General features: G+C 65.1%; 17 protein-coding genes, 2 tRNA genes and 3 rRNA genes. 9 read left to right on the top strand and 13 right to left on the bottom strand.

Annotated elements, in window-relative coordinates:
* Nucleotides 1-95: 95 nt before the first annotated feature.
* From rrf to KK131_RS10620, 5 genes are all read right to left on the bottom strand, one after another.
* A 5S ribosomal RNA gene (rrf, locus tag KK131_RS10640) occupies nucleotides 96-209 on the bottom strand.
* A gap of 116 nt (nucleotides 210-325) precedes the next feature.
* Nucleotides 326-3,208, bottom strand: a 23S ribosomal RNA gene (locus KK131_RS10635).
* Nucleotides 3,209-3,411: 203 nt separating this feature from the next.
* Nucleotides 3,412-3,487, bottom strand: a tRNA-Ala gene (locus tag KK131_RS10630).
* 66 nt (nucleotides 3,488-3,553) lie between these two features.
* Nucleotides 3,554-3,630, bottom strand: a tRNA-Ile gene (locus KK131_RS10625).
* A gap of 174 nt (nucleotides 3,631-3,804) precedes the next feature.
* Nucleotides 3,805-5,349: ribosomal RNA gene (locus KK131_RS10620) — 16S ribosomal RNA — on the bottom strand.
* Together the 16S, 23S and 5S rRNA genes with 2 tRNA genes alongside form the textbook arrangement of a ribosomal RNA operon.
* 472 nt (nucleotides 5,350-5,821) lie before the next feature.
* Between KK131_RS10620 and KK131_RS10615 the strand changes: the two genes are divergently transcribed.
* Nucleotides 5,822-6,253: a DUF192 domain-containing protein gene (locus KK131_RS10615; RefSeq protein ID WP_214556601.1), complete on the top strand. Its 432-nt coding sequence runs from the start codon at nucleotides 5,822-5,824 to the stop codon at nucleotides 6,251-6,253.
* 219 nt (nucleotides 6,254-6,472) lie between these two features.
* On the opposite strand, the gene KK131_RS10610 is transcribed toward KK131_RS10615, so the two are convergent.
* The gene (locus KK131_RS10610) at nucleotides 6,473-6,667 is read right to left on the bottom strand and encodes a rubredoxin (protein ID WP_056391343.1); all 195 of its coding nucleotides are present in this window, start codon (nucleotides 6,665-6,667) and stop codon (nucleotides 6,473-6,475) included.
* Between the two features lie 116 nt (nucleotides 6,668-6,783).
* On the opposite strand from KK131_RS10610, the gene thiE reads away from it, so the two are divergent.
* Both thiE and hemL read left to right on the top strand, forming a co-directional pair.
* Nucleotides 6,784-7,422 (top strand): thiamine phosphate synthase, encoded by a 639-nt coding sequence (gene thiE, locus KK131_RS10605; RefSeq protein ID WP_214556600.1) that lies wholly within the window; start codon nucleotides 6,784-6,786, stop codon nucleotides 7,420-7,422.
* The gene (gene hemL / locus KK131_RS10600) at nucleotides 7,419-8,699 is read left to right on the top strand and encodes a glutamate-1-semialdehyde 2,1-aminomutase (RefSeq protein WP_214556599.1); all 1,281 of its coding nucleotides are present in this window, start codon (nucleotides 7,419-7,421) and stop codon (nucleotides 8,697-8,699) included. The genes thiE and hemL overlap by 4 nt, the downstream gene beginning before the upstream one ends.
* A 1-nt stretch (nucleotide 8,700) precedes the next feature.
* Here the strand turns inward: hemL and KK131_RS10595 are convergent, their stop codons facing one another.
* Nucleotides 8,701-9,120 (bottom strand): lactoylglutathione lyase, encoded by a 420-nt coding sequence (locus KK131_RS10595; RefSeq protein ID WP_214556598.1) that lies wholly within the window; start codon nucleotides 9,118-9,120, stop codon nucleotides 8,701-8,703.
* A gap of 40 nt (nucleotides 9,121-9,160) precedes the next feature.
* Nucleotides 9,161-10,387 (bottom strand): acetylornithine/succinylornithine family transaminase, encoded by a 1,227-nt coding sequence (locus KK131_RS10590; protein ID WP_214556597.1) that lies wholly within the window; start codon nucleotides 10,385-10,387, stop codon nucleotides 9,161-9,163.
* Nucleotides 10,388-10,765: 378 nt separating this feature from the next.
* Between KK131_RS10590 and KK131_RS10585 the strand changes: the two genes are divergently transcribed.
* Nucleotides 10,766-11,059: a hypothetical protein gene (locus KK131_RS10585; protein ID WP_214556596.1), complete on the top strand. Its 294-nt coding sequence runs from the start codon at nucleotides 10,766-10,768 to the stop codon at nucleotides 11,057-11,059.
* A 297-nt stretch (nucleotides 11,060-11,356) separates the two neighbouring features.
* On the opposite strand, the gene KK131_RS10580 is transcribed toward KK131_RS10585, so the two are convergent.
* The 5 genes from KK131_RS10580 to KK131_RS10560 form a co-directional block, all read right to left on the bottom strand.
* Nucleotides 11,357-12,778, bottom strand: a complete 1,422-nt coding sequence (locus KK131_RS10580; RefSeq protein WP_214556595.1) for a sigma-54 dependent transcriptional regulator — start codon at nucleotides 12,776-12,778, stop codon at nucleotides 11,357-11,359.
* 272 nt (nucleotides 12,779-13,050) lie between these two features.
* Complete coding sequence (locus KK131_RS10575) at nucleotides 13,051-13,869, bottom strand: NAD(P)-dependent oxidoreductase (protein WP_214556594.1); 819 nt, start codon at nucleotides 13,867-13,869, stop codon at nucleotides 13,051-13,053.
* Between the two features lie 60 nt (nucleotides 13,870-13,929).
* On the bottom strand, nucleotides 13,930-14,538 hold the full coding sequence (locus KK131_RS10570) for an LON peptidase substrate-binding domain-containing protein (RefSeq protein WP_214556593.1): 609 nt from the start codon (nucleotides 14,536-14,538) through the stop codon (nucleotides 13,930-13,932).
* A 47-nt stretch (nucleotides 14,539-14,585) separates the two neighbouring features.
* On the bottom strand, nucleotides 14,586-15,965 hold the full coding sequence (mpl, locus tag KK131_RS10565; protein ID WP_214556592.1) for a UDP-N-acetylmuramate:L-alanyl-gamma-D-glutamyl-meso-diaminopimelate ligase: 1,380 nt from the start codon (nucleotides 15,963-15,965) through the stop codon (nucleotides 14,586-14,588).
* 47 nt (nucleotides 15,966-16,012) lie between these two features.
* A complete protein-coding gene (locus KK131_RS10560; protein WP_214556591.1) occupies nucleotides 16,013-16,597 on the bottom strand; it encodes an adenylate kinase in 585 nt (194 codons plus the stop codon).
* Between the two features lie 192 nt (nucleotides 16,598-16,789).
* Here KK131_RS10560 and KK131_RS10555 point away from each other — a divergent pair, with 192 nt between their 5' ends.
* The 5 genes from KK131_RS10555 (at nucleotide 16,790) to KK131_RS10535 (ending at nucleotide 24,460) form a co-directional block, all read left to right on the top strand.
* Nucleotides 16,790-18,067 carry a 6-phosphofructokinase gene (locus KK131_RS10555; protein WP_214556590.1) on the top strand — a complete coding sequence of 426 codons (1,278 nt, stop codon included), beginning with the start codon at nucleotides 16,790-16,792 and terminating at the stop codon, nucleotides 18,065-18,067.
* Nucleotides 18,068-18,224: 157 nt separating this feature from the next.
* Nucleotides 18,225-18,653: an RcnB family protein gene (locus KK131_RS10550; protein WP_214556589.1), complete on the top strand. Its 429-nt coding sequence runs from the start codon at nucleotides 18,225-18,227 to the stop codon at nucleotides 18,651-18,653.
* Between the two features lie 162 nt (nucleotides 18,654-18,815).
* Entirely contained in the window at nucleotides 18,816-20,843 is a 2,028-nt protein-coding gene (locus tag KK131_RS10545) for a sodium-translocating pyrophosphatase (RefSeq protein ID WP_214556588.1), read from the top strand.
* 218 nt (nucleotides 20,844-21,061) lie between these two features.
* Nucleotides 21,062-23,149, top strand: coding sequence for a prolyl oligopeptidase family serine peptidase (locus KK131_RS10540; RefSeq protein WP_250887409.1), 2,088 nt, complete (start codon nucleotides 21,062-21,064; stop codon nucleotides 23,147-23,149).
* Nucleotides 23,150-23,830: 681 nt separating this feature from the next.
* Nucleotides 23,831-24,460, top strand: a complete 630-nt coding sequence (locus KK131_RS10535) for a helix-turn-helix domain-containing protein (RefSeq protein ID WP_214556586.1) — start codon at nucleotides 23,831-23,833, stop codon at nucleotides 24,458-24,460.
* Nucleotides 24,461-24,528: the final 68 nt, after the last annotated feature.

Raw genomic sequence — 24,528 nt, 5'->3', positions numbered from 1 at the left:
CGGAGAGCCGTGTGAGCCGGCGATCGGCGATCGCCGCGGCAAACGCCAAAAAGACGAAGGCCTCCCCGGATGGGGAGGCCTTCTAAGGATAAAGCCCCTGGCGGTGACCTACTCTTGCATGGCAAAGCCACACTACCATCGGCGCATGCGCGTTTCACTTCTGAGTTCGGGATGGGATCAGGTGGGACCACGCCGCTATGGCCGCCAGGGAAGGGGTTGAAGCAGCGCCAGTGCGCCGGCTTCAATAAATCGTAAACGAGTGACAAGCGTCGAGGTGAATGCGAATCGGACTTTCGTTAAAACCCGCGAAGCCACTTGGGGTTATATGGTCAAGCCGCACGGCTCATTAGTATCAGTTAGCTGAACGCATTGCTGCGCTTCCACACCTGACCTATCAACCACCTGGTCTTGATGGTGCCTTAAGGAGAGTCAAGCTCTCGGGAGATCTCATCTTGGGGCGTGCTTCCCGCTTAGATGCTTTCAGCGGTTATCACTTCCGTTCGTAGCTACCGGGCAATGCCATGGGCATGACAACCCGAACACCAGCGGAACGTCCACTCCGGTCCTCTCGTACTAGGAGCAGCCCCCCTCAAATCTCCAACGCCCACGACAGATAGGGACCGAACTGTCTCACGACGTTCTGAACCCAGCTCGCGTACCACTTTAAATGGCGAACAGCCATACCCTTGGGACCGGCTACAGCCCCAGGATGTGATGAGCCGACATCGAGGTGCCAAACACCGCCGTCGATATGAACTCTTGGGCGGTATCAGCCTGTTATCCCCGGAGTACCTTTTATCCGTTGAGCGATGGCCCTTCCATACAGAACCACCGGATCACTATGACCTACTTTCGTACCTGCTTGATCCGTCGATCTCGCAGTCAAGCACGCTTATGCCATTGCACACAGTGCGCGATGTCCGACCGCGCTGAGCGTACCTTCGTGCTCCTCCGTTACTCTTTGGGAGGAGACCGCCCCAGTCAAACTACCCACCATACACGGTCCCTGACCCGGATCACGGGCCGAGGTTAGAACGTCAAGCACTTCAGGGTGGTATTTCAAGGATGGCTCCACGCAAACTGGCGTCTGCGCTTCAAAGCCTCCCACCTATCCTACACAGAAGAACTCAACGTTCAGTGTAAAGCTATAGTAAAGGTTCACGGGGTCTTTCCGTCTTGCCGCGGGAACGCTGCATCTTCACAGCGAATTCAATTTCACTGAGTCTCGGGTGGAGACAGCGCCGCTGTCGTTACGCCATTCGTGCAGGTCGGAACTTACCCGACAAGGAATTTCGCTACCTTAGGACCGTTATAGTTACGGCCGCCGTTTACTGGGGCTTCGATCAAGAGCTTCGCCTTGCGGCTGACCCCATCAATTAACCTTCCAGCACCGGGCAGGCGTCACACCCTATACGTCCACTTTCGTGTTTGCAGAGTGCTGTGTTTTTGATAAACAGTCGCAGCGGCCAGGTTACTGCGACCCATCAACGCTCAGTCACGCACGTGACCACGTCGATGGGCGCACCTTCTCCCGAAGTTACGGTGCCATTTTGCCTAGTTCCTTCACCCGAGTTCTCTCAAGCGCCTTGGGATTCTCACCCTGCCTACCAGTGTCGGTTTACGGTACGGTTTTTCTACAGCTGAAGCTTAGTGGCTTTTCCTGGAAGCGTAGTATCAGTCACTTCGTCCAAATAGGACTCGTCTCGGTGCTCGGCATAAAGGGCCCCGGATTTGCCTAAGACCCATGCCTACCGCCTTTCCCCGGGACAACCAACGCCCGGTAGACCTAACTTTCTCCGTCCCCACATCGCACTGTAGAAAAGTGCTGGAATATTAACCAGCTTCCCATCGACTACGCATTTCTGCCTCGCCTTAGGGGCCGACTCACCCTGCGCCGATGAACGTTGCGCGAGGAAACCTTGGGCTTTCGGCGTGGGGGCTTTTCACCCCCATTATCGTTACTCATGTCAGCATTCGCACTTCCGATACCTCCAGCAGACTTTACAATCCACCTTCACAGGCTTACGGAACGCTCCTCTACCGCGTACACCTAAAGGTGCACACCCCGAGCTTCGGTGCATAGCTTAGCCCCGTTAAATCTTCCGCGCAGACCGACTCGACCAGTGAGCTATTACGCTTTCTTTAAAGGATGGCTGCTTCTAAGCCAACCTCCTGGCTGTCTATGCCTTTCCACATCGTTTTCCACTTAGCTATGACTTTGGGACCTTAGCTGCGGGTCTGGGTTGTTTCCCTTTTCACGACGGACGTTAGCACCCGCCGTGTGTCTCCCGGATAGTCTGTCCTGGTATTCGGAGTTTGCCATGGTTTGGTAAGTCGCGATGACCCCCTAGCCATAACAGTGCTCTACCCCCAGGAAGATTCGTCCGAGGCGCTACCTAAATAGCTTTCGAGGAGAACCAGCTATCTCCGAGTTTGTTTAGCCTTTCACTCCTATCCTCAGCTCATCCCCATCTATTGCAACAGATGTGGGTTCGGTCCTCCAGTGCGTGTTACCGCACCTTCAACCTGGCCAAGGATAGATCACTCGGTTTCGGGTCTACTGCCAGAGACTATGCGCCCTATTCAGACTCGATTTCTCTTCGCCTCCCCTATACGGTTAAGCTTGCCACTGACAGTAAGTCGCTGACCCATTATACAAAAGGTACGCAGTCACCCTTGCGGGCTTCCACTGCTTGTACGTATACGGTTTCAGGGTCTATTTCACTCCCCTCTCCGGGGTTCTTTTCGCCTTTCCCTCACGGTACTAGTTCGCTATCGGTCAGTCAGTAGTATTTAGCCTTGGAGGATGGTCCCCCCATGTTCAGACAAGGTTTCACGTGCCCCGCCTTACTCAATTTCACACAAAGTGCCCTTTCGTCGACTGGGCTATCACCATCTATGGCCGGCCTTTCCATGCCGTTTGACTAGAACACAATGTGCTTTTGGGCTAGTCCCCGTTCGCTCGTCGCTACTCAGGGAATCTCGGTTGATTTCTTTTCCTCCGGGTACTTAGATATTTCAGTTCCCCGGGTTCGCCCCGTACACCTATGTATTCAGTGCACGGTACCGCTTGCGCGGTGGGTTTCCCCATTCGGACATTGCCGGATCAAAGCTTGTTGCCAGCTCCCCGACACTTTTCGCAGGCTGCCACGTCCTTCATCGCCTCTGACTGCCAAGGCATCCACCGTATACGCTTAGTCGCTTGACCATATAACCCCAAGTCGCCTCGGGGCCTACACCCTCCTCAGGTGCAGCCAAGTTACTTCGTTTTCGTGCCTTAACACTTGTCTCGGTTCGGTTCGAACCAAGACGCTTGTCACTCGTTTACGTGTTTTCAAAGAACATCACACCGGCCTCAATGCCGGATGATTTCAAAATCTTGGGTGTGCTGATACTTCACGCGGCGCTTGATGGTGGAGCCTGTCGGGATCGAACCGACGACCCCCTGCTTGCAAAGCAGGTGCTCTCCCAGCTGAGCTAAGGCCCCTTGAGGAGTCCGCCCAGGGAAGGGCGGTCTTGATCTGCCCTTCGCGGATGGACTCGCGTGAGGTAATGGTGGGTCTGGGTGGACTCGAACCACCGGCCTCACCCTTATCAGGGGTGCGCTCTAACCACCTGAGCTACAGACCCAGAGATCGAGCCCCAGAACCTACGCCAGCCTGCCTCGAACCTGGGTTCGGACCGGCTTTTGTTGAAGAGTCCGGCCATGGATGGCCGGTTTTGCTCTTCGCAAAAGGGACTTTGCGTAAAGTACAGGTGTCTTGTGTGGACGTCTTGCGTGAAGACTCACGCCGTCATTTCTTGAAAGGAGGTGATCCAGCCGCACCTTCCGATACGGCTACCTTGTTACGACTTCACCCCAGTCATGGACCACTCCGTGGGCGTCGTCCTCCTTGCGGTTAGACTAACGCCTTCTGGAGCAACCCACTCCCATGGTGTGACGGGCGGTGTGTACAAGGCCCGGGAACGTATTCACCGCGGCATAGCTGATCCGCGATTACTAGCGATTCCGACTTCACGGAGTCGAGTTGCAGACTCCGATCCGGACTGGGATCGGCTTTCTGGGATTGGCTCCACCTCGCGGTATGGCAACCCTCTGTACCGACCATTGTAGTACGTGTGTAGCCCTGGCCGTAAGGGCCATGATGACTTGACGTCATCCCCACCTTCCTCCGGTTTGTCACCGGCAGTCTCCTTAGAGTTCCCACCATGATGTGCTGGCAACTAAGGACAAGGGTTGCGCTCGTTGCGGGACTTAACCCAACATCTCACGACACGAGCTGACGACAGCCATGCAGCACCTGTGTTCCGATTCCCGAAGGCACTCCCGCATCTCTGCAGGATTCCGGACATGTCAAGGCCAGGTAAGGTTCTTCGCGTTGCATCGAATTAAACCACATACTCCACCGCTTGTGCGGGCCCCCGTCAATTCCTTTGAGTTTCAGTCTTGCGACCGTACTCCCCAGGCGGCGAACTTAACGCGTTAGCTTCGACACTGATCTCCGAGTTGAGACCAACATCCAGTTCGCATCGTTTAGGGCGTGGACTACCAGGGTATCTAATCCTGTTTGCTCCCCACGCTTTCGTGCTTCAGCGTCAGTGTTGTCCCAGATGGCCGCCTTCGCCACTGATGTTCCTCCCGATCTCTACGCATTTCACCGCTACACCGGGAATTCCACCATCCTCTGACACACTCTAGCTGCCCAGTATCCATCGCCATTCCCAGGTTGAGCCCGGGGATTTCACGACAGACTTAAACAACCGCCTACGCACCCTTTACGCCCAGTAATTCCGATTAACGCTTGCACCCTTCGTATTACCGCGGCTGCTGGCACGAAGTTAGCCGGTGCTTATTCCTCAGGTACCGTCAGCCCCACAGGTTATTAACCCGTGGTATTTCGTTCCTGATAAAAGTGCTTTACAACCCGAAGGCCTTCTTCACACACGCGGCATTGCTGGATCAGGCTTGCGCCCATTGTCCAATATTCCCCACTGCTGCCTCCCGTAGGAGTCTGGGCCGTGTCTCAGTCCCAGTGTGGCTGATCATCCTCTCAGACCAGCTAGCGATCGTCGCCTTGGTAGGCCATTACCCTACCAACTAGCTAATCGCACATCGGTCCGTCCAACCGCGCGAGGCCCGAAGGTCCCCCGCTTTCTCCCGTAGGACGTATGCGGTATTAGTCCCGGTTTCCCGAGGTTATCCCCCACGTCTGGGTAGGTCCCGATGCATTACTCACCCGTCCGCCACTCGCCACCCAAGGAGCAAGCTCCTCTGTGCTGCCGTTCGACTTGCATGTGTTAGGCATGCCGCCAGCGTTCAATCTGAGCCAGGATCAAACTCTTCACTTAAGTTTTCGATCGTCCGGAGACGATCTATCTTTCTGAAGCGTTCTTCCCAACCAATCCAAACTCATTACTGACTTTTTACTTGGTGGGACGCTTGCATTGCTTGGACAGGTCGCAACCCTCCAGCACAAGACGTCCACACAATTCACCTGCGCACACTGTCAAAGATCTTCTCGCCGACCACCGTTTCGGTGATCACCCCGCAACCTTTCGTCCCGGGTGAGCCGCCCATTCTACATCGCTTTTCTACACCGTCAACACCTTCAGCCAAGAAATTTTTCAGCGTGGAGTGTTGCGGAAACCTTCGCGAAAGGGCGCCTCGTCGAAGGGGCGAGAATCATAGCGCCGCGCCGCGCATCTGGGAAGGGGGCGCATGCACTTTTCTCTCAGAAGCGCAGTTGGCCGCAGCGCTACACTGCTCCTCGCGTCTTCCCGCCCGCGACGAGTGCCTGCGATGAAACGATGGATTGTCCCGATGCTCTTCCTGCTGGCCGGCTGTTCCGGCAGCGCCCCCGCGCAGTCCGCAAAGCCGGCGGTCGAGCTGCATGGGCAGCGTTTTTCGGTGGAGCTCGCCACCGACGACGCCAGTCGACAGCGCGGCCTGATGATGCGCACCACGCTGGCGCCCGACCACGGCATGCTGTTCGTGTTTCCCTACACCGGGCCGCAGGCGTTCTGGATGAAGAACACGCTGATCCCGCTGGACATCCTGTATTTCGATGCGGAGCGCCGACTGGTCTCGATGCGGCTGGACGTGCCGCCATGCAAGGCCGATCCCTGCCCGACCTATCCCAGCGACGCGCCGGCGATCTACGTACTGGAGCTGTCTGCCGGCACGGCGCAGCGCATCGGGGCGAAGCTGGGCGACGCGCTGAAGATCGACGGCGACATCGGGCCGGTGCGCTGAGCGGCTGCACGCGGCGCGTCGAGCATGCCGACACGATAGGGAATCAGGTCTTCGGGACGCAGGTTTTCCAGTGCGTCCCAGTCGTCTTCGAGCGGAATGAACTGTTGCATGGGATGTTCCCCGTATGGCGCGCCGCGTGGCCGGGCGCAGGAACATCAGAGCAGGCGGCCCGGTCAATGCACTGACGGGATCGGGCCGTTTGCGGGCAGGAATCGGCGCTCAGTCGAGCTCGATCATCTCGAAATCGTCCTTGGTGGTGCCGCAATCCGGGCAGGTCCAGGTATCGGGCACATCTTCCCAGCGAGTACCGGCGGGAATCCCTTCATCGGGCACGCCCACGGCTTCGTCATAGATGTAGCCGCAGACGACGCACATCCATTTGCGCAAGGCGGTTTCGGTGGAACTCTGGCTCATGATCAGGCTTCTTCGGATCTCTGGGGAATGGAGCATTCTCGCAACTCGCCCGACAATACGAAAGCGCGACGACGTCGCCACCCTTTCCACCACGCTCGCGAGGCCATGATTTGATGATGCCCCCACCCCACCCGGGCCGCGGCCTGTACGCCATCACCGATGGGCCGCGCGCCGATCTGCTCGACGTCGTCGCGCAAGCACTGGCCGGCGGCACGAGGCTGCTGCAATACCGCGACTTGAGCGACGACACGGCGCGGCGCCGTGCCGAAGCGACGGCGCTCGCACAGTTGTGTCATGCCCACGGCGTGCCGCTGATCATCGACCACGATATCGCGCTGGCTCTGGCCGTTGGCGCCAGCGGCGTGCATCTGGGCCGCGACGACGACGATCCGGTCGCCGTGCGTGCCGTGCTGGGCGAACACGCGATCGTCGGCGTGTCGTGCTACGGCTCGCTGCCGCGTGCGCAGGCCGCCGCGCGCGCCGGCGCCAGCTACGTGTCGTTCGGCGCATTCTTTCCCTCGCCCACCAAGCCGCTGGCAGCGCGCGTCCCGATCGACCTGCTGAGACAAAGCGCCGCGCTCGGCGTGCCGCGGGTGGCGATCGGCGGGATCACGCCGGACAATGGCGCTTCGCTGGTCGAAGCCGGCGCCGAATACCTGGCCGCGATCACCGCCCTGTTCGCCGCTGCCGATGTGCGCGCCGCCGCGCGACGTTTCGCCGACCTGTACTCCCTCGACCGAGAATCCGCACGATGACCAACCACGAACTTTTCCAGCGCGCCCTGAAGCTGATGCCCGGCGGCGTGAACTCGCCGGTGCGCGCGTTCAAGTCGGTCGGCGGCGAGCCGTTCTTCACCGCACGGGCGGACGCCGCGTACCTGTGGGACGTCGAAGGCACGCGCTACATCGACTACGTCGGCTCGTGGGGGCCGATGATCGTCGGCCACAACCATCCCGCCGTGCGCGAGGCGGTCGAACGCGCGGTGCAGCATGGCCTGTCGTTCGGCACGCCCTGCCCGGCCGAGGTGACCATGGCCGAGACGATCACCCGGCTGGTTCCCTCGGTCGAGATGGTGCGCATGGTCAACTCCGGCACCGAGGCGACGATGTCGGCGATCCGCCTTGCCCGCGGCGCCACCGGCCGGGCGAAGATCGTGAAATTCGAAGGCTGCTACCACGGCCACGGCGACAGCTTCCTGGTCAAGGCCGGCTCCGGCGCGCTGACCTTCGGCGTGCCGACCTCGCCGGGCGTGCCGAAGGCGAACGCCGACCTCACCCTGACCCTGCCGTACAACGACCTCGACGCCGCGAAGGCATTGTTCGCCGAACAGGGCAACGAGATCGCCGGCCTGATCATCGAGCCGGTCGCCGGCAACATGAATTGCATCCCGCCGGTCGATGGCTATCTGCAGGGCCTGCGCGAACTGTGCACGCAGTACGGCGTGCTGCTGATCTTCGACGAGGTGATGACCGGTTTCCGCGTGGCGCTCGGCGGCGCGCAGGCGCACTACGGCGTGACACCGGACCTCACCACCTTCGGCAAGATCATCGGCGGCGGCATGCCGGTGGGCGCTTACGGCGGCCGCCGCGAACTGATGGAACAGATCGCCCCGGCCGGCCCGATCTACCAGGCCGGTACGCTGAGCGGCAATCCGGTGGCGATGGCGGCGGGCCTGGCGATGCTGGAGCTGATCCAGGCGCCCGGCTTCCACGACAAGCTGGCCGCTCGCACGCGCCTGCTCTGCGATGGCTTGCAGTCGGTGGCCGACGGCGAAGGCGTCGCGTTCAGCACCAACCGCGTGGGCGGCATGTTCGGCCTGTTCTTCAGCACCGAAAAAGTGCGGAGCTACGCGCAGGCGACGGCGGCGGACGTGGCGCTGTTCAACCGTTTCTTCCACGGCATGCTGAAGCGCGGCGTGTACCTGGCGCCATCGGCGTTCGAGGCCGGCTTCATGTCCAGTGCGCACACCGACCAGGACATCGCCGACACGCTGGAAGCCGCGCGTGGCGCCCTGCGCGACGCGAAGGGCTGATTCACCAGCTGCCGGTATTCGGCATCGACGCCCACGGCACGCGCGGCGGCAGATGGCCTTCCTGCAGCAGCTCGATCGAGATCAGGTCGGGCGAGCGCACGAAGGCCATGTGGCCGTCGCGCGGCGGGCGGTGGATGGTGCAGCCCATCGCCTGCAGGCGCGCGCAGGTGGCGTAGATGTCCTCGACGCGGAATGCCAGATGGCCGAAGTTGCGCGCCGAACCGTAGTCCTCCGGCGAGTCCCAGTTCCAGGTCAGCTCGATCTCGGCCTCGGGACTGTCCGGCGCCGACAGGAACACCAGCGTGTACTTGCCCTCCGGCACTTCCTTGCGGCGCACCTCGCGCAAGCCGAGGCCTTCGCAATAGAAACGCAGCGATGCGTCGAGATCGCGCACGCGCACCATGGTGTGCAGATATTTCATCGGTATGCTCCTGATTGGCGGGCGGTACGAGAGTCTCGACTCAGCCTGCCACAAAGTCGTCCAAGGCCGCGTGCAGGCGCGCAAGGCCCTCCGCCAGTTCTTCGTCGGTGATCGTCAGCGGCGGCACGAAGCGCAGCACGTCGGGCCCAGCCTGCAGCAGCAGCAGGCCATGCGCGGCGGCACAGTCGAGGATCGCTCCCGCCTCGCCCTTGTAGGCATCCGCCAGCACCGCGCCGATCATCAGGCCGCGACCGCGCACCTCGGCGAATACCGGCAACTCGCGATTGATCCGGGCCAGCCCGGCGCGCAGGTCGTTCGCCTGCCGCTCCACGTTCATCAGCACTGCCGGCGAGGCCAGCTTGGCCAGCGCGACACGTGCGACCGCGGCGGCCATCGGATTGCCGCCGAAGGTGGTGCCGTGCGCACCGTACTGCATCACCTCGGCCACCCTCGGGCCGGCCAGCATCGCACCGATCGGAAAGCCGCAGCCGAGCGCCTTGGCCAGGGTCACGATGTCCGGCGTGACGTCGTCGTGCGCGTGCGCGAACAGCGTTCCGGTGCGGCCCATGCCGCACTGGATCTCGTCCAGCACCAGCAGCGCGTCATGCTGATCGCATAGTTCGCGGACGCGCTTGAGGAAACCCGGCGCGGCCGGCAGCACGCCGCCTTCGCCCTGCACCGGCTCCAGCATCACGGCGGCGATGTCGCCCGTGGCGAACGCCGCCTCCAGTGCGGCGACATCGTTGAAATCCGCGTAGCCGAAACCCGCCGGCAACGGCTCGTAGCCCGCCTGGTACTTCGGCTGCGCGGTGGCGGTGACCGTGGCCAGCGTGCGGCCGTGGAACGATCCCCTGAACGTGAGGATGCCGCGCTGCTCCGGCGCGCGCCCCTTCGACGCCGCCCACTTGCGCACCAGCTTGATCGCCGCCTCGTTCGCTTCGGCGCCCGAATTGCACAGGAACACGCGCTCGGCGAAATGCGAGGCGCGCACCAGCTCCTCGGCCAGCCGCAGCGGCGGCTCGGTGTAGAACACGTTGCTGCTGTGCCACAACTTGTGCGCCTGCGCGACCAGCGCGGCAAGCAGATCCGGGTCCTGGTGGCCGAGTGCGTTTACCGCGATGCCGGCGCCGAAGTCCACATAATCGCGGCCTTCGGTATCCCACACCCGGGCGCCCTTGCCGTGGTCGAGCACCAGTTCGCGCGGCTTGTATACCGGCAGCCAGTAGCGCTTGCCGAGTTCGATCAGGGCAGAGGGTTGTTCGTGCATGGGGGTTCTCGAGGTGGCGGCGCGGACCGCTGGATGGACGACGGGTGTTGCGTGGCGCGCATCGTAGAGCCACGCCGCGGCCACGCACAATCACGCCTGCCGTTGTAACACCTGCCGACGGACTGTATCGCCCGCGTTACAACCCATCACAACGCAGTTGCAGCGCACCGCCACGCGCACGCGCCGCCCGACGCGGATCGCCGGTGTATCCGCGACGATACGACGACGCCACGGCTCGAACCGAGCCCGATCGCCGCAAACCGCGCTGCAACGGGCTTTGTCGCGAATGGCACGTGGATTGCTCATCCGGCGTGGGGACCCATGCCGAGGAAGCGTCATGTATCCGTGCCACCGTCGTCGGTTCATCGAGACTGCACCGTGCTGACGCTGGGTGCGCTGCTGCCAGCCAGCCTGCTTGCCGCCGACGCCCAGCAGGCCGTGAAGGCCCGGCCGGGGGATGTCGTGCTCCTGGCCGACGTCTCCACGCGTCCGGCGCATCACCCGGCGCCGCCGGGAATGGCGCTGATGGTCGATCCGTCGCCCCGGTACGGGATAGCCCGCGCGCTCGGCAGACGAACAGCCTGGCGCAGGCCGTGGCGCAACCGGACACGGCAACCCCACCGCCCTCGGGCGGTGGCGGCGAATGACACGGAAAGCCGCGCAAGCGGCTAACGAGGGCGGTAACCCGGCAACCTGTAGCCGGGCACCAACGGAACCCCCCCGGCCTGTCCCCTGCGGGCCGGGGGGACTTCCTCCTCAGGGAACGAATTCACGGGAAGTCGTCGATGCGACGTGACCACAACTGCGGCGTCGCCGATGTGGAGTGGATGAAACAGCGCTGCTTCCCCATGCTTGGCGTCAAGCACTACGTGGAATCACTCGGCATGCGCAGCCGCGGCACCGCATCGACGAGGAACGCCCGCGCCCGATGCCGCGCAACCGCCAGATGCCGCTGGCTTTCAGGATTCCCTACATGTTCTGAATCACCGGCCGCCTGGTGGCGTTCACACTTGCGACGGGTCGTCCAGCGCGAAAGGGGAGGCCATTGCCCCGCAACCCGTCCAGTTCCAGCCGGTGCTTCTTGCACAGGCGATACACGGTGACCCGCGACACGTTGAGTCGCCGCGCGCATTCGCTGATGTTGTAGCGGCTTTCGCGCAGGCAGTTCAGCACCGCCTCGCGCTCGGCCGAAACACGCGTCAGGCCGAGGCTGGAACGAGGAGTGGCAGAGGGCTGCGCATCCTGCAGGTCGAGATCGGCCGCGCTGATCAGCGTGCCCTCGGCGACGACCGCGGCACGCTGCACGCGATTGAGCAGCTCGCGCACATTGCCGGGCCAGTCGAATTCGCGCATGGCCTGCCGCGCGCTGCCGCTGAACGTGCGGGCACGGCCCGGGTGGCGGAGACGGAATGCGTCCAGGAAATTCTGCGCGAGCAGCTCGACGTCGCCCCCGCGTTGGCGCAATGCGGGCATGCGCAGACGCAGCACGTTGAGCCGGTAGTACAGGTCCTCGCGGAAGCCGCCCTGCGCCACCACCGACTCCAGGTCCACGTGCGTGGCGGCCAGCACGCGCACGTCCAGCTTGACCGGCTGGCTCGAGCCCACGCGCACCAGCGTGCCTTCCTGCAACAGGCGCAGCAGGCTGGCCTGGGCATCGGGCGGCAAGTCGCCGATCTCGTCGAGGAACACCGTGCCGCCGCAGGCGGCCTCGAAATGTCCGATGCGCCGCGCATTCGCGCCGGTGAAGGCGCCGCGCTCGTGGCCGAACAGTTCGGACTGCACCAGGTTCGGCGGCAACGCACCGCAATTGATGGCGACGAAGGGCCGCTCGCGACGCGCCGACAGGGCGTGCAGCGCACGCGCCGCCACTTCCTTGCCGCTACCGGTCTCGCCGGTGATCAGCACCGGCAGGTCCACCGGCGCATATTTGCGCAGGCTGGCCACCGTGGCGCACATCGCCGGGCTCTGCGCGGCCATGATGCCGGGGATATCCGCCTTTTCCGCGGCCGGCGTCCAGCCCTTGCCGCACTTCATCAGGGTATCGGTCAGGCGCTTCATGTCGACTGGCGCCGTGAAGAAGTCCACGCTGGCGCGCAGGATGCGTTCCACTTCCGGCGTATTGGCGGCGGTCTCCTGGGACACCAGGGCCAGCCAGGGCAGCCACGGGTGGTTGGCCATCAACTGGGCCATCGCCTGCACCGTGTCGGCATCGCTGCGGCGCAGATCGGCCATGGCCACCACGATATCGTCGCGCCGCATGCCCACGCCGCCCCGCAATTGCGCATCGCCGATCCTGGTACGCCAGCCAGCCCGCGCCAGGCAGGCGCATTCCTCATCCGTCGGCTGGCCGAACCAGACCACGCAACGCCTGGCTACCTGATTGTCCGTCATGGCACTGACCCCCCTGTCCCCAAGGTCGCAGTTGCGGTTCGGGACGACACGCCGGGCTGGCGTGCGATCCCGCTGACTCTTGCAGCCGCATCCTGCGCCCCGGTTGCTGCAAAAGTGTGATGTGCGTCACGCAATATACGCCCGAAAAAATGGGCAATATGTGAAAAAACAAAATCTTCTGGACGACCGCCTGGGAAGGGACGGCGCCTGCGGACATAGGCGAATCACCTTGATCGCTGCCGGGTTTCGCCCTGGTCGCGAGAGCCGGGCTCTCAGTCCAGGAACAGGTCCGGCAGCAGCGGCGTACCCGGCTGCACGGCATAGCCGTCGAAATCGCTGACCCCCGCTTCGCGCAGGATCTCTTCGTCGATCGCGAAGTGGCCCGTGTAGTCGCGTGCCGGACGGATCAGGATCGCATGGGCGGCATCGGCCACGATCTCCGGTGTGCGGCACTGTTCGGCCCTCACGCCGTCGATCATGCCGATCGCCGCGGTGGCGATCACCGTGCGCGGCCACAGCGCGTTCACCGCGATGCCGAGCGGCGCGAACTCCGGGCTCATGCCAAGCACGCACAGGCTCATGCCGTACTTGGCGATGGTGTAGGCGGTGTGCGGCGCGAACCATTTCGGATCGAGATTCGGCGGCGGCGACAGCATCAGCACATGCGGATTGGCCGCCTGCTTCAGGTACGGCAGGCAACTGCGGGTGACCAGGAAGGTGCCGCGGGTATTGACCTGCTGCATCAGGTCGTAGCGCTTCATCGGCGTGTCGGCGGTACCGGCCAGCCAGATCGCGCTGGCGTTGTTCACCACGATGTCGATGCCGCCGAAGCGTTCGGCCGCCTGGGCGGCGGCGGCCACGACCTGCGCTTCCTCGCGGATATCCACCTGCAGCGCCAGCGCCTTGCCGCCGGCCGCCTCGACCGCCGCCGCCGCGGTGTGGATGGTGCCGGGCAGCTTCGGATTCGGCACGCCGCTCTTGGCCGCGATCACGATGTTCGCGCCGTCGCGCGCGGCGCGCAGCGCGATCGCCAGGCCGATGCCGCGCGAGGCACCGCTGATGAACAAGGTCTTGCCGGCAAGACTGGCCATGCGCGTCACTCCATCACGGGTGCGAGAGAAACCCGGCCAGTGTAAAGCCCGTCGGCTGGTTCACGGCTTCTGGAAGCGCGGCAGGATGTCGCGCAACTCGGCCAGCCGTTGCACCGGATCATTCAGTTCGAGCATGCGCTGCTGTTCGCCGGCGTCCAGCGGCAGCAGCTCGGCCAGCCGGAAGCCCAGCCAGCTCGCGTCGTCGTAGGCGCTGCGCGGCGCATCGCGCCAGTGTGGCGCCATCGTCTCGATCAGCCTCTCGAGGATGGTCTGCAGCAGCGCAAACTCCACCGGCACCTGCAGCTCCGGTTCGTCCGGCCAGACCTCCACGTCGCCACGCAGCAGGCCATCGGAGCGCACCCGGCTGCGCGCGACACGGAAACGCGCGCCGCCTTCGGCGACGATGCCGAGCAGGCCGTCGTCGTCGCGATGGAAATCGCTGATCCGCGCGATCGTGCCGATCGCCGCCGGCACCGCCGGCTCGCCCACTTCCTGTCCCTGCAGGATCAGGCACACGCCGAAGCCGGTGCCGTGACGCGTGCACTCCCGCACCAGGTCGAGATAGCGCGGCTCGAAGATGCGCAATTGCAGCTGGCCGCCGGGAAACAGCACGGAGGCCAGCGGAAACAGGGGCATCTCGACGAGCGGCGACTGGGACTGGGCAACCATCCGGCGAGTGTAACCAGAGCGGGCGCCGTGGTCAGCCGCGACCCGGCTCAGGCTTGCCGCAGGCTTTCCACGAAACGGCGCGGCGCCGCTTCGAAACCGCCGTTGGACATGAAGATCACCTGGTCGCCGGGCCGTGCCTGCGCACGCAAGGCGGCGATCAGCGCATCGACCGACGGCGCCGTCGTGCCGCGCCCGCCCAGCGCCGCGGTGATGCGGCCGGCATCCCACGACAACTCGGGGCGATGCAGGAACACCACCGCATCGGCGTCGGCCAGCGACGGCGCCAGCGCCGCGGCGTGCGCGCCCTGGCGCATCGAATTGGAGCGCGGCTCCAGCGCCACCAGGATGCGCGCCTGGCCGACCTTCGCGCGCAGCCCGGCCAGGGTGGTGGCGATCGCGGTGGGGTGATGGGCGAAGTCGTCGTAGACGCGCACGCCGTCCACTTCGCCGACCAGTTCCATCCGCCGCTTCACGCTCTCGAAGCTGGCGAACGCCGGCAACAGCGCACGCGGGTCGGCGCCGGCAGCCGCGGCCGCGGCCGCGGCGAGTGCGGCGAGCGCGTTCATCACGCTGTGATTGCCCAGCAGCGACCAGCGCACCTCACCGATCGGTTCGCCGTTGTGACTTACGGTGAACGCCGAGCCATCCGCTTCGACCAGCATGGCCCGCCAGTCGCCGCGGCCGATACCGAAGGTTTCCACCGGCGTCCAGCAGCCCATCGCCAGCACCTCGGCGAGCCGCTCGTCGTGCGCGTTGACGATCAGCCGGCCGTTGCCCGGCACGGTGCGCACCAGGTGATGGAACTGGCGCTGGATCGCGGCCACGTCGGGGAAGATGTCCGCGTGGTCGTATTCGAGGTTGTTGAGGATCGCGATGCGCGGGCGGTAGTGCACGAACTTCGAACGCTTGTCGAAGAACGCGGTGTCGTATTCGTCCGCTTCAATCACAAACGGCTTGCCCTGCCCGAGCCGCGCCGACACACCGAAATTGCCCGGCACGCCGCCGACCAGGAAGCCCGGCGCGAGGCCCGCGCTTTCCAGCAGATGCGCCAGCAGGCTGGTCGTGGTGGTCTTGCCATGGGTGCCGGCCACGGCAAGCACCGTGCGCTCGGCCAGCACCGTCTCGCCCAGCCACTGCGGGCCGGAGATGTAGCGCAGGCGCGCATCGAGCATGTATTCGACGGCCGGATTGCCGCGGGTCATCGCATTGCCGACAACCACCAGGTCGGGCTGGGCGTGCTGAGGCCCGGGCTGCAGGTGTTCGGCGGTGTAGCCGCTCATCAGGCCGATGCCCAACGCCTCCAGCTGGGTGCTCATCGGCGGATAGACGTTCGCGTCGGAACCTTCGACCGTGTGGCCCAGCTCGCGCGCGAGCGCGGCGACCCCGCCCATGAAGGTGCCGCAGATGCCGAGGATGTGCAGACGCATGGTGAGCGGTTCCTTGAAGCCCGCTCTGCAGGGAGCGGGACGTGTGCTCAGCCGTTCGCCGCGGCGGCTTCGTTCTGCAGCGCGCGCTCGATCCGCGCGGTGACCTCGGCCAGCTCGCCGACGCCGTCCACCACCTGCAGCTTGCCGCGGCTGGCGTAGAAGTCCGCCACAGGCGCGGTCTGCTCGGCATAGATGGCCAGGCGCTTGCGCACGGTGTCCGGGTTGTCGTCGGCACGGCCTTCGGCCTTGAAGCGGATCTCGCAGCGCCCGATGATCGCCTCGTTCGGCACGTCCAGCTTCACCACCGCATCCAGCGGCTGGCCCAGCTTGGCCAGCAGGTGGTCGAGCGCATCGGCCTGGGCCAGGTTGCGCGGATAACCGTCGAGGATGAAACCGGCTTTCGCGTCGGCCTGGGCGAGGCGCTCTTCCAGCATGCCGAGCAGGATGTCGTCGGAAACCAGTTGGCCGGCGTCCATCACCGCCTTGGCCTTGAGCCCCATCGCGGTACCGGCGGCGACGGCGGCGCGCAGCATGTCGCCGGTCGAGATATGCGGAACGCCCAGCGCCGCCTTCAGCCGGGCCGCCTGCGTACCTTTGCCCGAGCCGGGCGCACCAAGTAGGACGAGTCGCATAATGCTCCACAAGTTCGGCGGGCCGCCGCACACTGCGACAACCCGCCCGACGCACAGAATTGTCCGTCAAATTAGCCGCTGCACCGGGTGCCGTCAAACAGAGACCTTCGTCGCACCCAGCCAAGTGCTTGTTGCAGAAAAAGATTTGCCGACAGCCACCGCCATCCTTACCACCGCCTGATCGAGGATCCCATGAGCCCGAGCCGCCGTTCGCCCGCCGTCACCGGTCACCTGCTGTATGCCCAGTCCGGCGGCGTCACCGCCGTGATCAACGCCACCGCCGCCGGCGTGATCGAGGCCGCCCGCCGCAAGGGCGTGAAGGCGTACGCCGCGCGCAACGGCATCCTCGGCGCGCTGCGCGAAGAGCTGATCGACACCTCGAAGGAATCGGCCGCCGCGATCGCCGCGTTGCGCCACACCCCCGGCGGCGCGTTCGGCTCGTGCCGCTACAAGCTGAAGTCGCTGGACGAGAACCGCGCCGAGTACGAGCGGCTGATCGAGGTGTTCCGCGCGCACGACATCCGCTGGTTCCTCTACAACGGCGGCAACGATTCGGCCGATACCGCGCTGAAGATCTCGCAGCTGGGCAAGACGATGGGCTACGACATCCGCTGCATCGGCGTGCCGAAGACGGTGGACAACGACCTCGCCGTCACCGACTGCTGCCCCGGCTTCGGCTCGGTGGCGAAATACACCGCGATCTCGACGCTGGAAGCCAGCCTGGACGTGGCCTCGATGGCCGAAACCTCGACCAAGGTGTTCATCCTGGAAGTGATGGGCCGCCACGCCGGCTGGATCGCCGCCGCCGCCGGCCTGGCCGGCGAAGGCGCGGACGCGCCGCCGCACATCATCCTGTTCCCCGAGAACGCGTTCGACGAAGCGGCGTTCCTGGCGAAGGTGAAAGCCACCGTCGAGCGCGTGGGCTGGTGCACCGTGGTCGCCTCCGAAGGCGTGCGCAACGCAGCCGGCCAGTTCCTCGCCGAGGCGGGCACGCGCGACGCGTTCGGCCACAGCCAGCTCGGCGGCGTGGCACCGGTGCTGGCGGCGCTGGTGAAGGAAAAGCTCGGCTACAAGTACCACTGGGCGCTGCCCGACTACCTGCAGCGCTCGGCGCGGCACGCCGCCTCGCAGGTCGACGCCGAACAGGCCTACGCGGTCGGCCAGGCCGCGGTCGACTACGCGCTGGCCGGCATGAACGCGGTGATGCCGGTGATCGTGCGCACGGCCGACGCGCCGTACCGCTGGAAGATCGCGCCGGCGCCGCTGGCGAAGATCGCCAACCGCGAAAAGAAGATGCCGAAGAATTTCATCAGCCGCGACGGTTTCGGCATCACCGCGGCGGCGCGCCGTTACCTGGCGCCGCTGATCCGCGGCGAGGCGCCGCTGCCATACGGCAAGGATGGCCTGCCGCGCTACGTGCGGCTGAAGAACGTGGCGGTGGCGAAGAAGCTGGCGGCGTTCCGGCGCTGAACCGGCCGGGTTCCGTGACCGGTTTCGCAAAGCTGAGCGCCACCTGAAACCGCTTCGCCGATATCGGACTACGTTCAGCCGCAACTTCCTACGATCCGTCCTGCCCGGGTCGATCGCCGCGCTGTCGCGGCCACGACACCCAAGGAGGAGCCCTGAGATGAAACTCTTCAGTCGCCTGCTCATCGCATTCGCCCTGCTCACCACCGGCAGCCTCGCGCTGGCCGACCAGGGCGGTCACGGTCACGACCGCCGCGGCCAGGGCCACGGCTACGCCGACCATCGCCACGATGGCCGCCACGGCGACTACCGCCGGCACGACGATCGCCGCCACGACTACCGGCGCTACGACACCCGCCGCTACTACGGTTACCGGGACTACGGCTACCGCGACGGCTACCGGCACTATCGCCACCATCCGCGCTGGGAGCGCGGCCATCGCTACTACGGCCCGACCTATGTCGTGCGCGACTACGGCTACTACCGCCTGCGTCCGCCACCGCGCGGCTACCACTGGGTACGCGCGAACAACGACTACCTGCTGGTCGCGATCGCCACCGGCATCATCCTGGACATCGCGCTGCAATAAATCCGCGCCGACGTGAATGAATCGGGGCCATGCCTTTCGTGCATGGCCCTTTTCTTTGCCGGACGGCGCTGCGCCGCACAACGGCCTGCGCCGCAACGTCTGCCTATACTCCCCGGGACCGCCCGTTCCGGACGGCCACTTACAACCCATGGGGAGGCTCCGATGCTGCAGCAGTATGGCTGGTGGATCGTCGTTGCGTGTGCGGTGGTGGCGGTTTTGTATGGCGCGTTCTCCGCGCGCTGGATCCTGGCGCAATCGCCAGGCAACGCACGGATGCAGGAAATTGCGGCGGCCATCCAGGAAGGCGCACGCGCCTACCTCAACCGCCAGTACACCACCATCGGCATGGTCGGCGTGGTGCTGTTGCTGCTGATCGGTTTCTTTCTCAACTGGCCGACCGCGATCGGCTTCCTGATCGGCGCCATCCTTTCCGGGGCGGCCGGCTATATCGGCATGAACGTGTCGGTGCGGGCGAACGTACGTACCGCCGAGGCGGCGCGACGCGGCCTGGGCGCGGCGATGGACGTGGCATTCCGCGGCGGCGCGATCACCGGCATGCTGGTGGTCGGCCTGGCCCTGCTCGGCGTGGCCGGCTACTGGCTGGTGCTGGGCCATTTCGGCGTCGCCGGTGAAACCGCGCTGCATGCGCTGGTCGGCCTGGCGTTCGGCAGTTCTCTGATCTCGATCTTCGCGCGCCTGGGCGGCGGCATCTTCACCAAGGGTGCGGACGTCGGCGCCGACCTGGTCGGCAAGGTCGAGGCCGGCATCCCCGAGGACGACCCGCGCAACCCGGCGGTGATCGCCGACAACGTGGGCGACAACGTGGGCGACTGCGCCGGCATGGCCGCCGACCTGTTCGAGACCTATGCGGTGACGGTGATCGCCACCATGCTGCTGGGCGGCCTGATGATCGGCGAGGTGGGCGCCAACGCGGTGCTGTACCCGCTGCTGCTCGGCGGCGTGTCGATCATCGCCTCGATCATCGGCACGCTGTTCGTCAAAGTGAAGGAAGGCGGCTCGATCATGGGCGCGCTGTACAAGGGCGTGATCGTCTCGGCCGTGCTCGCCGCCGCCGCGTTCTACCCGATCACCATGCAGCTGATGCCCGACTTCGGCCACGGCGCGATGAACCTGTGGGGCTGCTCGCTGATCGGCCTGGCGCTGACCGGCGCGATCGTGTGGATCACCGAGTACTACACCGGCACCCAGTTCAAGCCGGTGCAGCACATCGCCGCGGCATCCACCACCGGCCACGGCACCAACATCATCGCCGGCCTCGGCGTGTCGATGAAATCGACCGCGATGCCGGTGGTGGTGATCTGCGTGGCGATCTGGGGCGCGTACGGCCTGGGTGGCCTGTACGGCATCGCGATCGCCGCCACCGCCATGCTGTCGATGGCCGGCATGATCGTGGCGCTGGACGCCTACGGCCCGATCACCGACAACGCCGGCGGCATCGCCGAGATGGCCGACCTGCCGCCGGAAGTGCGCGGCGTCACCGATCCGCTCGACGCGGTCGGCAACACCACCAAGGCGGTGACCAAGGGCTACGCGATCGGCTCGGCCGCACTGGCCGCGCTGGTGCTGTTCGCCGACTACACGCACAACCTGCAGGCCAGTCATCCGGGCGAGGTATTCACCTTCGACCTGTCCGACCACATGGTGATCATCGGCCTGCTGATCGGCGGTCTGATCCCCTACCTGTTCGGCGCGATGGCGATGGAGGCCGTGGGCCGCGCCGCCGGCGCGGTGGTGGAGGAAGTGCGCCGGCAGTTCCGCGACATCGCCGGCATCATGCAGGGCACCGGCAAGCCGGAATATTCGCGCGCGGTGGACATGCTGACCAAGTCGGCGATCCGCGAGATGATCGTGCCGTCGCTGCTGCCGGTGGCGGTGCCGATCGTGGTCGGCCTGCTGCTCGGGCCGAAGGCGCTCGGCGGCGTGCTGATCGGCACCATCGTCACCGGCCTGTTCGTGGCCATCTCGATGACCACCGGCGGCGGCGCCTGGGACAACGCGAAGAAGTACATCGAGGACGGCCACCACGGCGGCAAGGGTTCCGAGGCGCACAAGGCCGCGGTCACCGGCGACACCGTGGGCGACCCGTACAAGGACACCGCCGGCCCGGCGGTGAACCCGCTGATCAAGATCATCAACATCGTGGCGCTGCTGCTGATTCCGCTGCTGTAAGCCTGCCACCGCAACGACAGGAATCCCGCCCGCGTGGCGGGATTCCTGTTTCCGGCCCGCGCTCCTGACTTTAGTCACAGGCAGCCGTGCGCTCGGCCGGTTACGCTCGACTGACGACGAGCCGCGCCCGTCATGCCCATTACGTTCACTCGCACATCTGGGAGCACACGATGAAATCGCTCTGGCTGACGCTGGCACTCGGCGTCACACTGACGGGCATGAACGACATCCATGCCCGCGACACGACACCCGATCCCGCAGCCACTGCTCCGGCCAGCGACGACCCGTTCCTGTGGCTGGAGGACATCCACGGCGACCGCGCGCTGGACTGGGTGAAGCAGCAGAACGCGGCGACCGCGAAACAGTTCGTCGACAACGCCGAATTCACACGCACCCGCGACAGCATTCTCGAAGTGCTCGACTCGGAGGCGCGCATCCCCTACGTCAACCGCATGGGCGGCCACCTTTACAACTTCTGGCGCGACAAGGCGCACCCGCGCGGCGTCTGGCGGCGCACCACGCTGGCCGAGTACCGCAAGGCCGAGCCGGCGTGGGAGGTGCTGCTGGACGTCGACGCGCTGAACAAGGCCGAGAACAAGCGCTGGGTGTTCAAGGGCGTGGAATGCCTGAAGCCGGCGTACGAACGCTGCCTGGTCTCGCTGTCGCCGGACGGCGGCGACGCGACCGTGGTGCGCGAGTTCAGCATTCCGCACAAGGCATTCGTGAAGCGCGGCTTCGAGTTGCCGGTGGCGAAAAGCCAGGTCGGCTGGATCGACGAAAACACCCTCTACGTCGGCACCGACTTCGGCCCCGGCTCGATGACCGAATCGAGCTACCCACGCATCGCCAAGGAGTGGAAGCGCGGCACGCCGCTGGCGGCGGCCAGCACGGTGTACGAGGGCAAGCCGGGCGACCTCGCGGTCAGCGCGTACCACGACCGCACGCCGGGCTACGAGCGCGATTTCGTTTCCGTCGCCAGGGATTTCTACCACAGCGACCTGTACCAGCGCGTCGAAGGCAAGCTGGCCCGCGTCGAAGTGCCGGCCGACGCGGAGGCCGACGCCCATCGCGATTGGCTGCTGGTGCGGACCCGCTCGCCGTGGACCGTCGACGGCACCACCTACCCCGCCGGCGCGCTGCTGGCGACGCAGTTCGACAACTTCATGGCCGGCAAGCGCCACTTCACCGTGCTGTTCGAACCCGACGCGCATACCTCGCTGGACTCGTACGCCTGGACCAGGAACCACCTGATCCTCAACCTGATGGACGACGTCAAGAGCCGGCTGGAGGTACTGACCCCACCGCAGATGGCAGCGCCCGGCGGCGACTGGAAGCGCGAGCCGATGGCGGGCGCGCCGGCGATGAGCACGATCAACGTGGTCGACACCGACCCCGACCACAGCGACGAGTACTGGCTCGACGTCACCGGCTTCCTGGCGCCGTCGTCGCTGCAGCGCGGCGTGCTGGGCGGCGCGGCGGCCGAGACGGTCAAGCAGGCGCCGGCGTTCTTCGATGCGGCGAAGTTCACGGTCAGCCAGCACTTCGTGAAGTCTGTGGACGGCACCCGCGTGCCGTACTTCGAGATCGCCCCGAAGGACCTCAGGCGGGACGGCGCCAACCGCACCCTGCTGTACGGCTACGGCGGCTTCGAGGTCTCGCTGCAGCCGCAATACAGCGGCAGCGTCGGCCGCGCCTGGCTCGAGCGTGGCGGCGTCTACGTGATTGCGAACATCCGCGGCGGCGGCGAGTACGGCCCGCAGTGGCACCAGGCTGCGCTGAAGGCAAACCGTCCGCGTGCCTACGAGGATTTCGCCGCAGTGGCCGAGGACCTGGTCCGGCGCGGCGTCACTTCGGCGAAACACCTCGGCGCCGAAGGCGGCAGCAACGGTGGCCTGCTGATGGGCAACATGCTCACGATGTACCCGCAGCTGTTCGGTGCGATCGCCTGCGAAGTGCCGCTGCTGGACATGAAGCGCTACATCCACCTGTCCGCCGGCGCCTCGTGGATGGCCGAGTACGGCAACCCGGATACGGCCGACTGGAACTTCATCAAGACCTTCTCGCCGTACCAGAACGCGAAGCAGGGCGGCCACTATCCGCCGGTGCTGTTCTACACCGCCACCAGCGACGACCGCGTCGGCCCGGTGCAGGCGCGCAAGATGGCCGCGCGGATGCAGGCGCAAGGCCACCCGAACGTGTGGTTCTACGAGAATCTCGAAGGCGGACACGGCGCCGGCGCGGACAACCGGCAGTCCGCGCACATGCACGCGATGGCCTACGATTTTTTGTGGGACCAGCTGAAGTAGAAGCCTAAGGGCTACTCTTCCTGCCGGCATCACCCGGAGCGGCATGACTTCGCTCCGGGCAATCCGCTCCTTCTGCCTGCACTCAACCCGCGCGATTGGCCTGGGCCAGCGTCATCTTCTGCGCATCGCCGCCGATGACGCGCGGCGCATAGCCCAGGCGATCGGCACGCCGACCAAGCTACGTGCACGATGCTGCTGACGATTCAGCTCGGCGGCATCGGCGCACTGGCTGCGGCCGACAATCGCCCGACCCATTCAGCACAAACGGCAGCGTCCCGCACGGCCATCGTCGATGCAGCACATGCCATGCGCGACGGTCGGCCTCGGCGGATGCAAACACCTTCGCCTGCATCTCGTTTACAGGGTGCGAGGACATGCGGCCGATGCGGCCTGACTGCGCTCCTTTCCGCGAGCGGCTTGTCTCTGCCTGGCGAATTGGCATTACCCGATTCCGCGGAATTGGTTATGTATCGAATCGGCTCCGGTCACTACGCTACAAAAAAAGACGCTTTTGTAACGAAATGTTGACATCGGAAAAAATCCCTCCCCCCGCCCAGCTTCGTTTTCAGTCTCGGATAAGGCTGATTCCCCACGGAGACCACCACTATGCCGACGATTGCGCCTTGCATTGAACCGCGCCCACCTCGCGTGCACGCGGATGCAGACCATGCAAACAACCTCATGCGCAACGACCCCATTGCTCGCGCTGCACCGCTGAAGCAACCACCCACGATGCGCGTGGTGGCGCCGTTTGCGCCGGAGTCGCCGCTGTCGACGGAACGCGTGCCCCATCCCGCACGCGGACTGTCGGCACGCATGCAACAGTTGATCGAACTTCAAGGCGGAACTGGCGTCATCGCCGAACAGTGCGGTTTTTCCGAAGGAGCGGTGCGCAGCTGGCGCGATGGTCGCAGCGATATCTCGCGCGAGCGCTGCGTCATCATGGCGCGGACTCTCGGCATCTCGCTGCTCTGGCTGGTTGCGGGCGAAGGACCCATGGGTACCGAGGCGAAAGTCCCGACACTCGCGGACGCGATTTCCGGCATTCCATCGGAATCCGAGCAGCGTGCACCGGACACGCCGCACGCACCGATGCTTGATTCCAAGCTGCTCGCGGCCGCCCTGCGTCTGCTGCAGTCGTACATAGGGCTCGTCGGCGGCTCGCTGGACCCGAACTCGCGCGCTGCCCGGCTGGCCGAGCTCTACGACATCCTCGGCCACGCCGGCGGCGGCACTCACGTCAGTCGCCTGATCGATTTCCATCACACGCTCGGCGAACAGCTTCGACGCAACCGTCCGCTGATCGCCTGAACCGTTCCGGGCAACGCCACCGCAAGTCTCCGGCACAAGCCGCCGCCTGCCCGAACAAGGCGGATCCA

Source organism: Rhodanobacter sp. LX-99 (genome assembly GCF_018599185.1).
Taxonomy (GTDB): domain Bacteria; phylum Pseudomonadota; class Gammaproteobacteria; order Xanthomonadales; family Rhodanobacteraceae; genus Rhodanobacter.
The sequence above is the reverse complement of the archived record's forward strand: the minus strand, read 5'-3'. Positions and strand labels throughout refer to the sequence as shown.

Bases quoted from the DNA above. Each gene is read 5' to 3' on its own strand.
- thiE (WP_214556600.1), top strand. From the start codon at position 6,784: ATGCCCCCACCCCACCCGGGCCGCGGCCTGTACGCCATCACCGATGGG.
- KK131_RS10615 (WP_214556601.1), top strand. From the start codon at position 5,822: ATGCTCTTCCTGCTGGCCGGCTGTTCCGGCAGCGCCCCCGCGCAGTCC.
- KK131_RS10590 (WP_214556597.1), bottom strand. From the start codon at position 10,387: ATGCACGAACAACCCTCTGCCCTGATCGAACTCGGCAAGCGCTACTGG.
- KK131_RS10570 (WP_214556593.1), bottom strand. From the start codon at position 14,538: ATGGTTGCCCAGTCCCAGTCGCCGCTCGTCGAGATGCCCCTGTTTCCG.
- KK131_RS10595 (WP_214556598.1), bottom strand. From the start codon at position 9,120: ATGAAATATCTGCACACCATGGTGCGCGTGCGCGATCTCGACGCATCG.
- KK131_RS10555 (WP_214556590.1), top strand. From the start codon at position 16,790: ATGAGCCCGAGCCGCCGTTCGCCCGCCGTCACCGGTCACCTGCTGTAT.
- KK131_RS10550 (WP_214556589.1), top strand. From the start codon at position 18,225: ATGAAACTCTTCAGTCGCCTGCTCATCGCATTCGCCCTGCTCACCACC.
- KK131_RS10575 (WP_214556594.1), bottom strand. From the start codon at position 13,869: ATGGCCAGTCTTGCCGGCAAGACCTTGTTCATCAGCGGTGCCTCGCGC.
- hemL (WP_214556599.1), top strand. From the start codon at position 7,419: ATGACCAACCACGAACTTTTCCAGCGCGCCCTGAAGCTGATGCCCGGC.
- KK131_RS10580 (WP_214556595.1), bottom strand. From the start codon at position 12,778: ATGACGGACAATCAGGTAGCCAGGCGTTGCGTGGTCTGGTTCGGCCAG.
- KK131_RS10560 (WP_214556591.1), bottom strand. From the start codon at position 16,597: ATGCGACTCGTCCTACTTGGTGCGCCCGGCTCGGGCAAAGGTACGCAG.
- mpl (WP_214556592.1), bottom strand. From the start codon at position 15,965: ATGCGTCTGCACATCCTCGGCATCTGCGGCACCTTCATGGGCGGGGTC.
- KK131_RS10610 (WP_056391343.1), bottom strand. From the start codon at position 6,667: ATGAGCCAGAGTTCCACCGAAACCGCCTTGCGCAAATGGATGTGCGTC.
- KK131_RS10540 (WP_250887409.1), top strand. From the start codon at position 21,062: ATGAACGACATCCATGCCCGCGACACGACACCCGATCCCGCAGCCACT.
- KK131_RS10545 (WP_214556588.1), top strand. From the start codon at position 18,816: ATGCTGCAGCAGTATGGCTGGTGGATCGTCGTTGCGTGTGCGGTGGTG.
- KK131_RS10535 (WP_214556586.1), top strand. From the start codon at position 23,831: ATGCGCAACGACCCCATTGCTCGCGCTGCACCGCTGAAGCAACCACCC.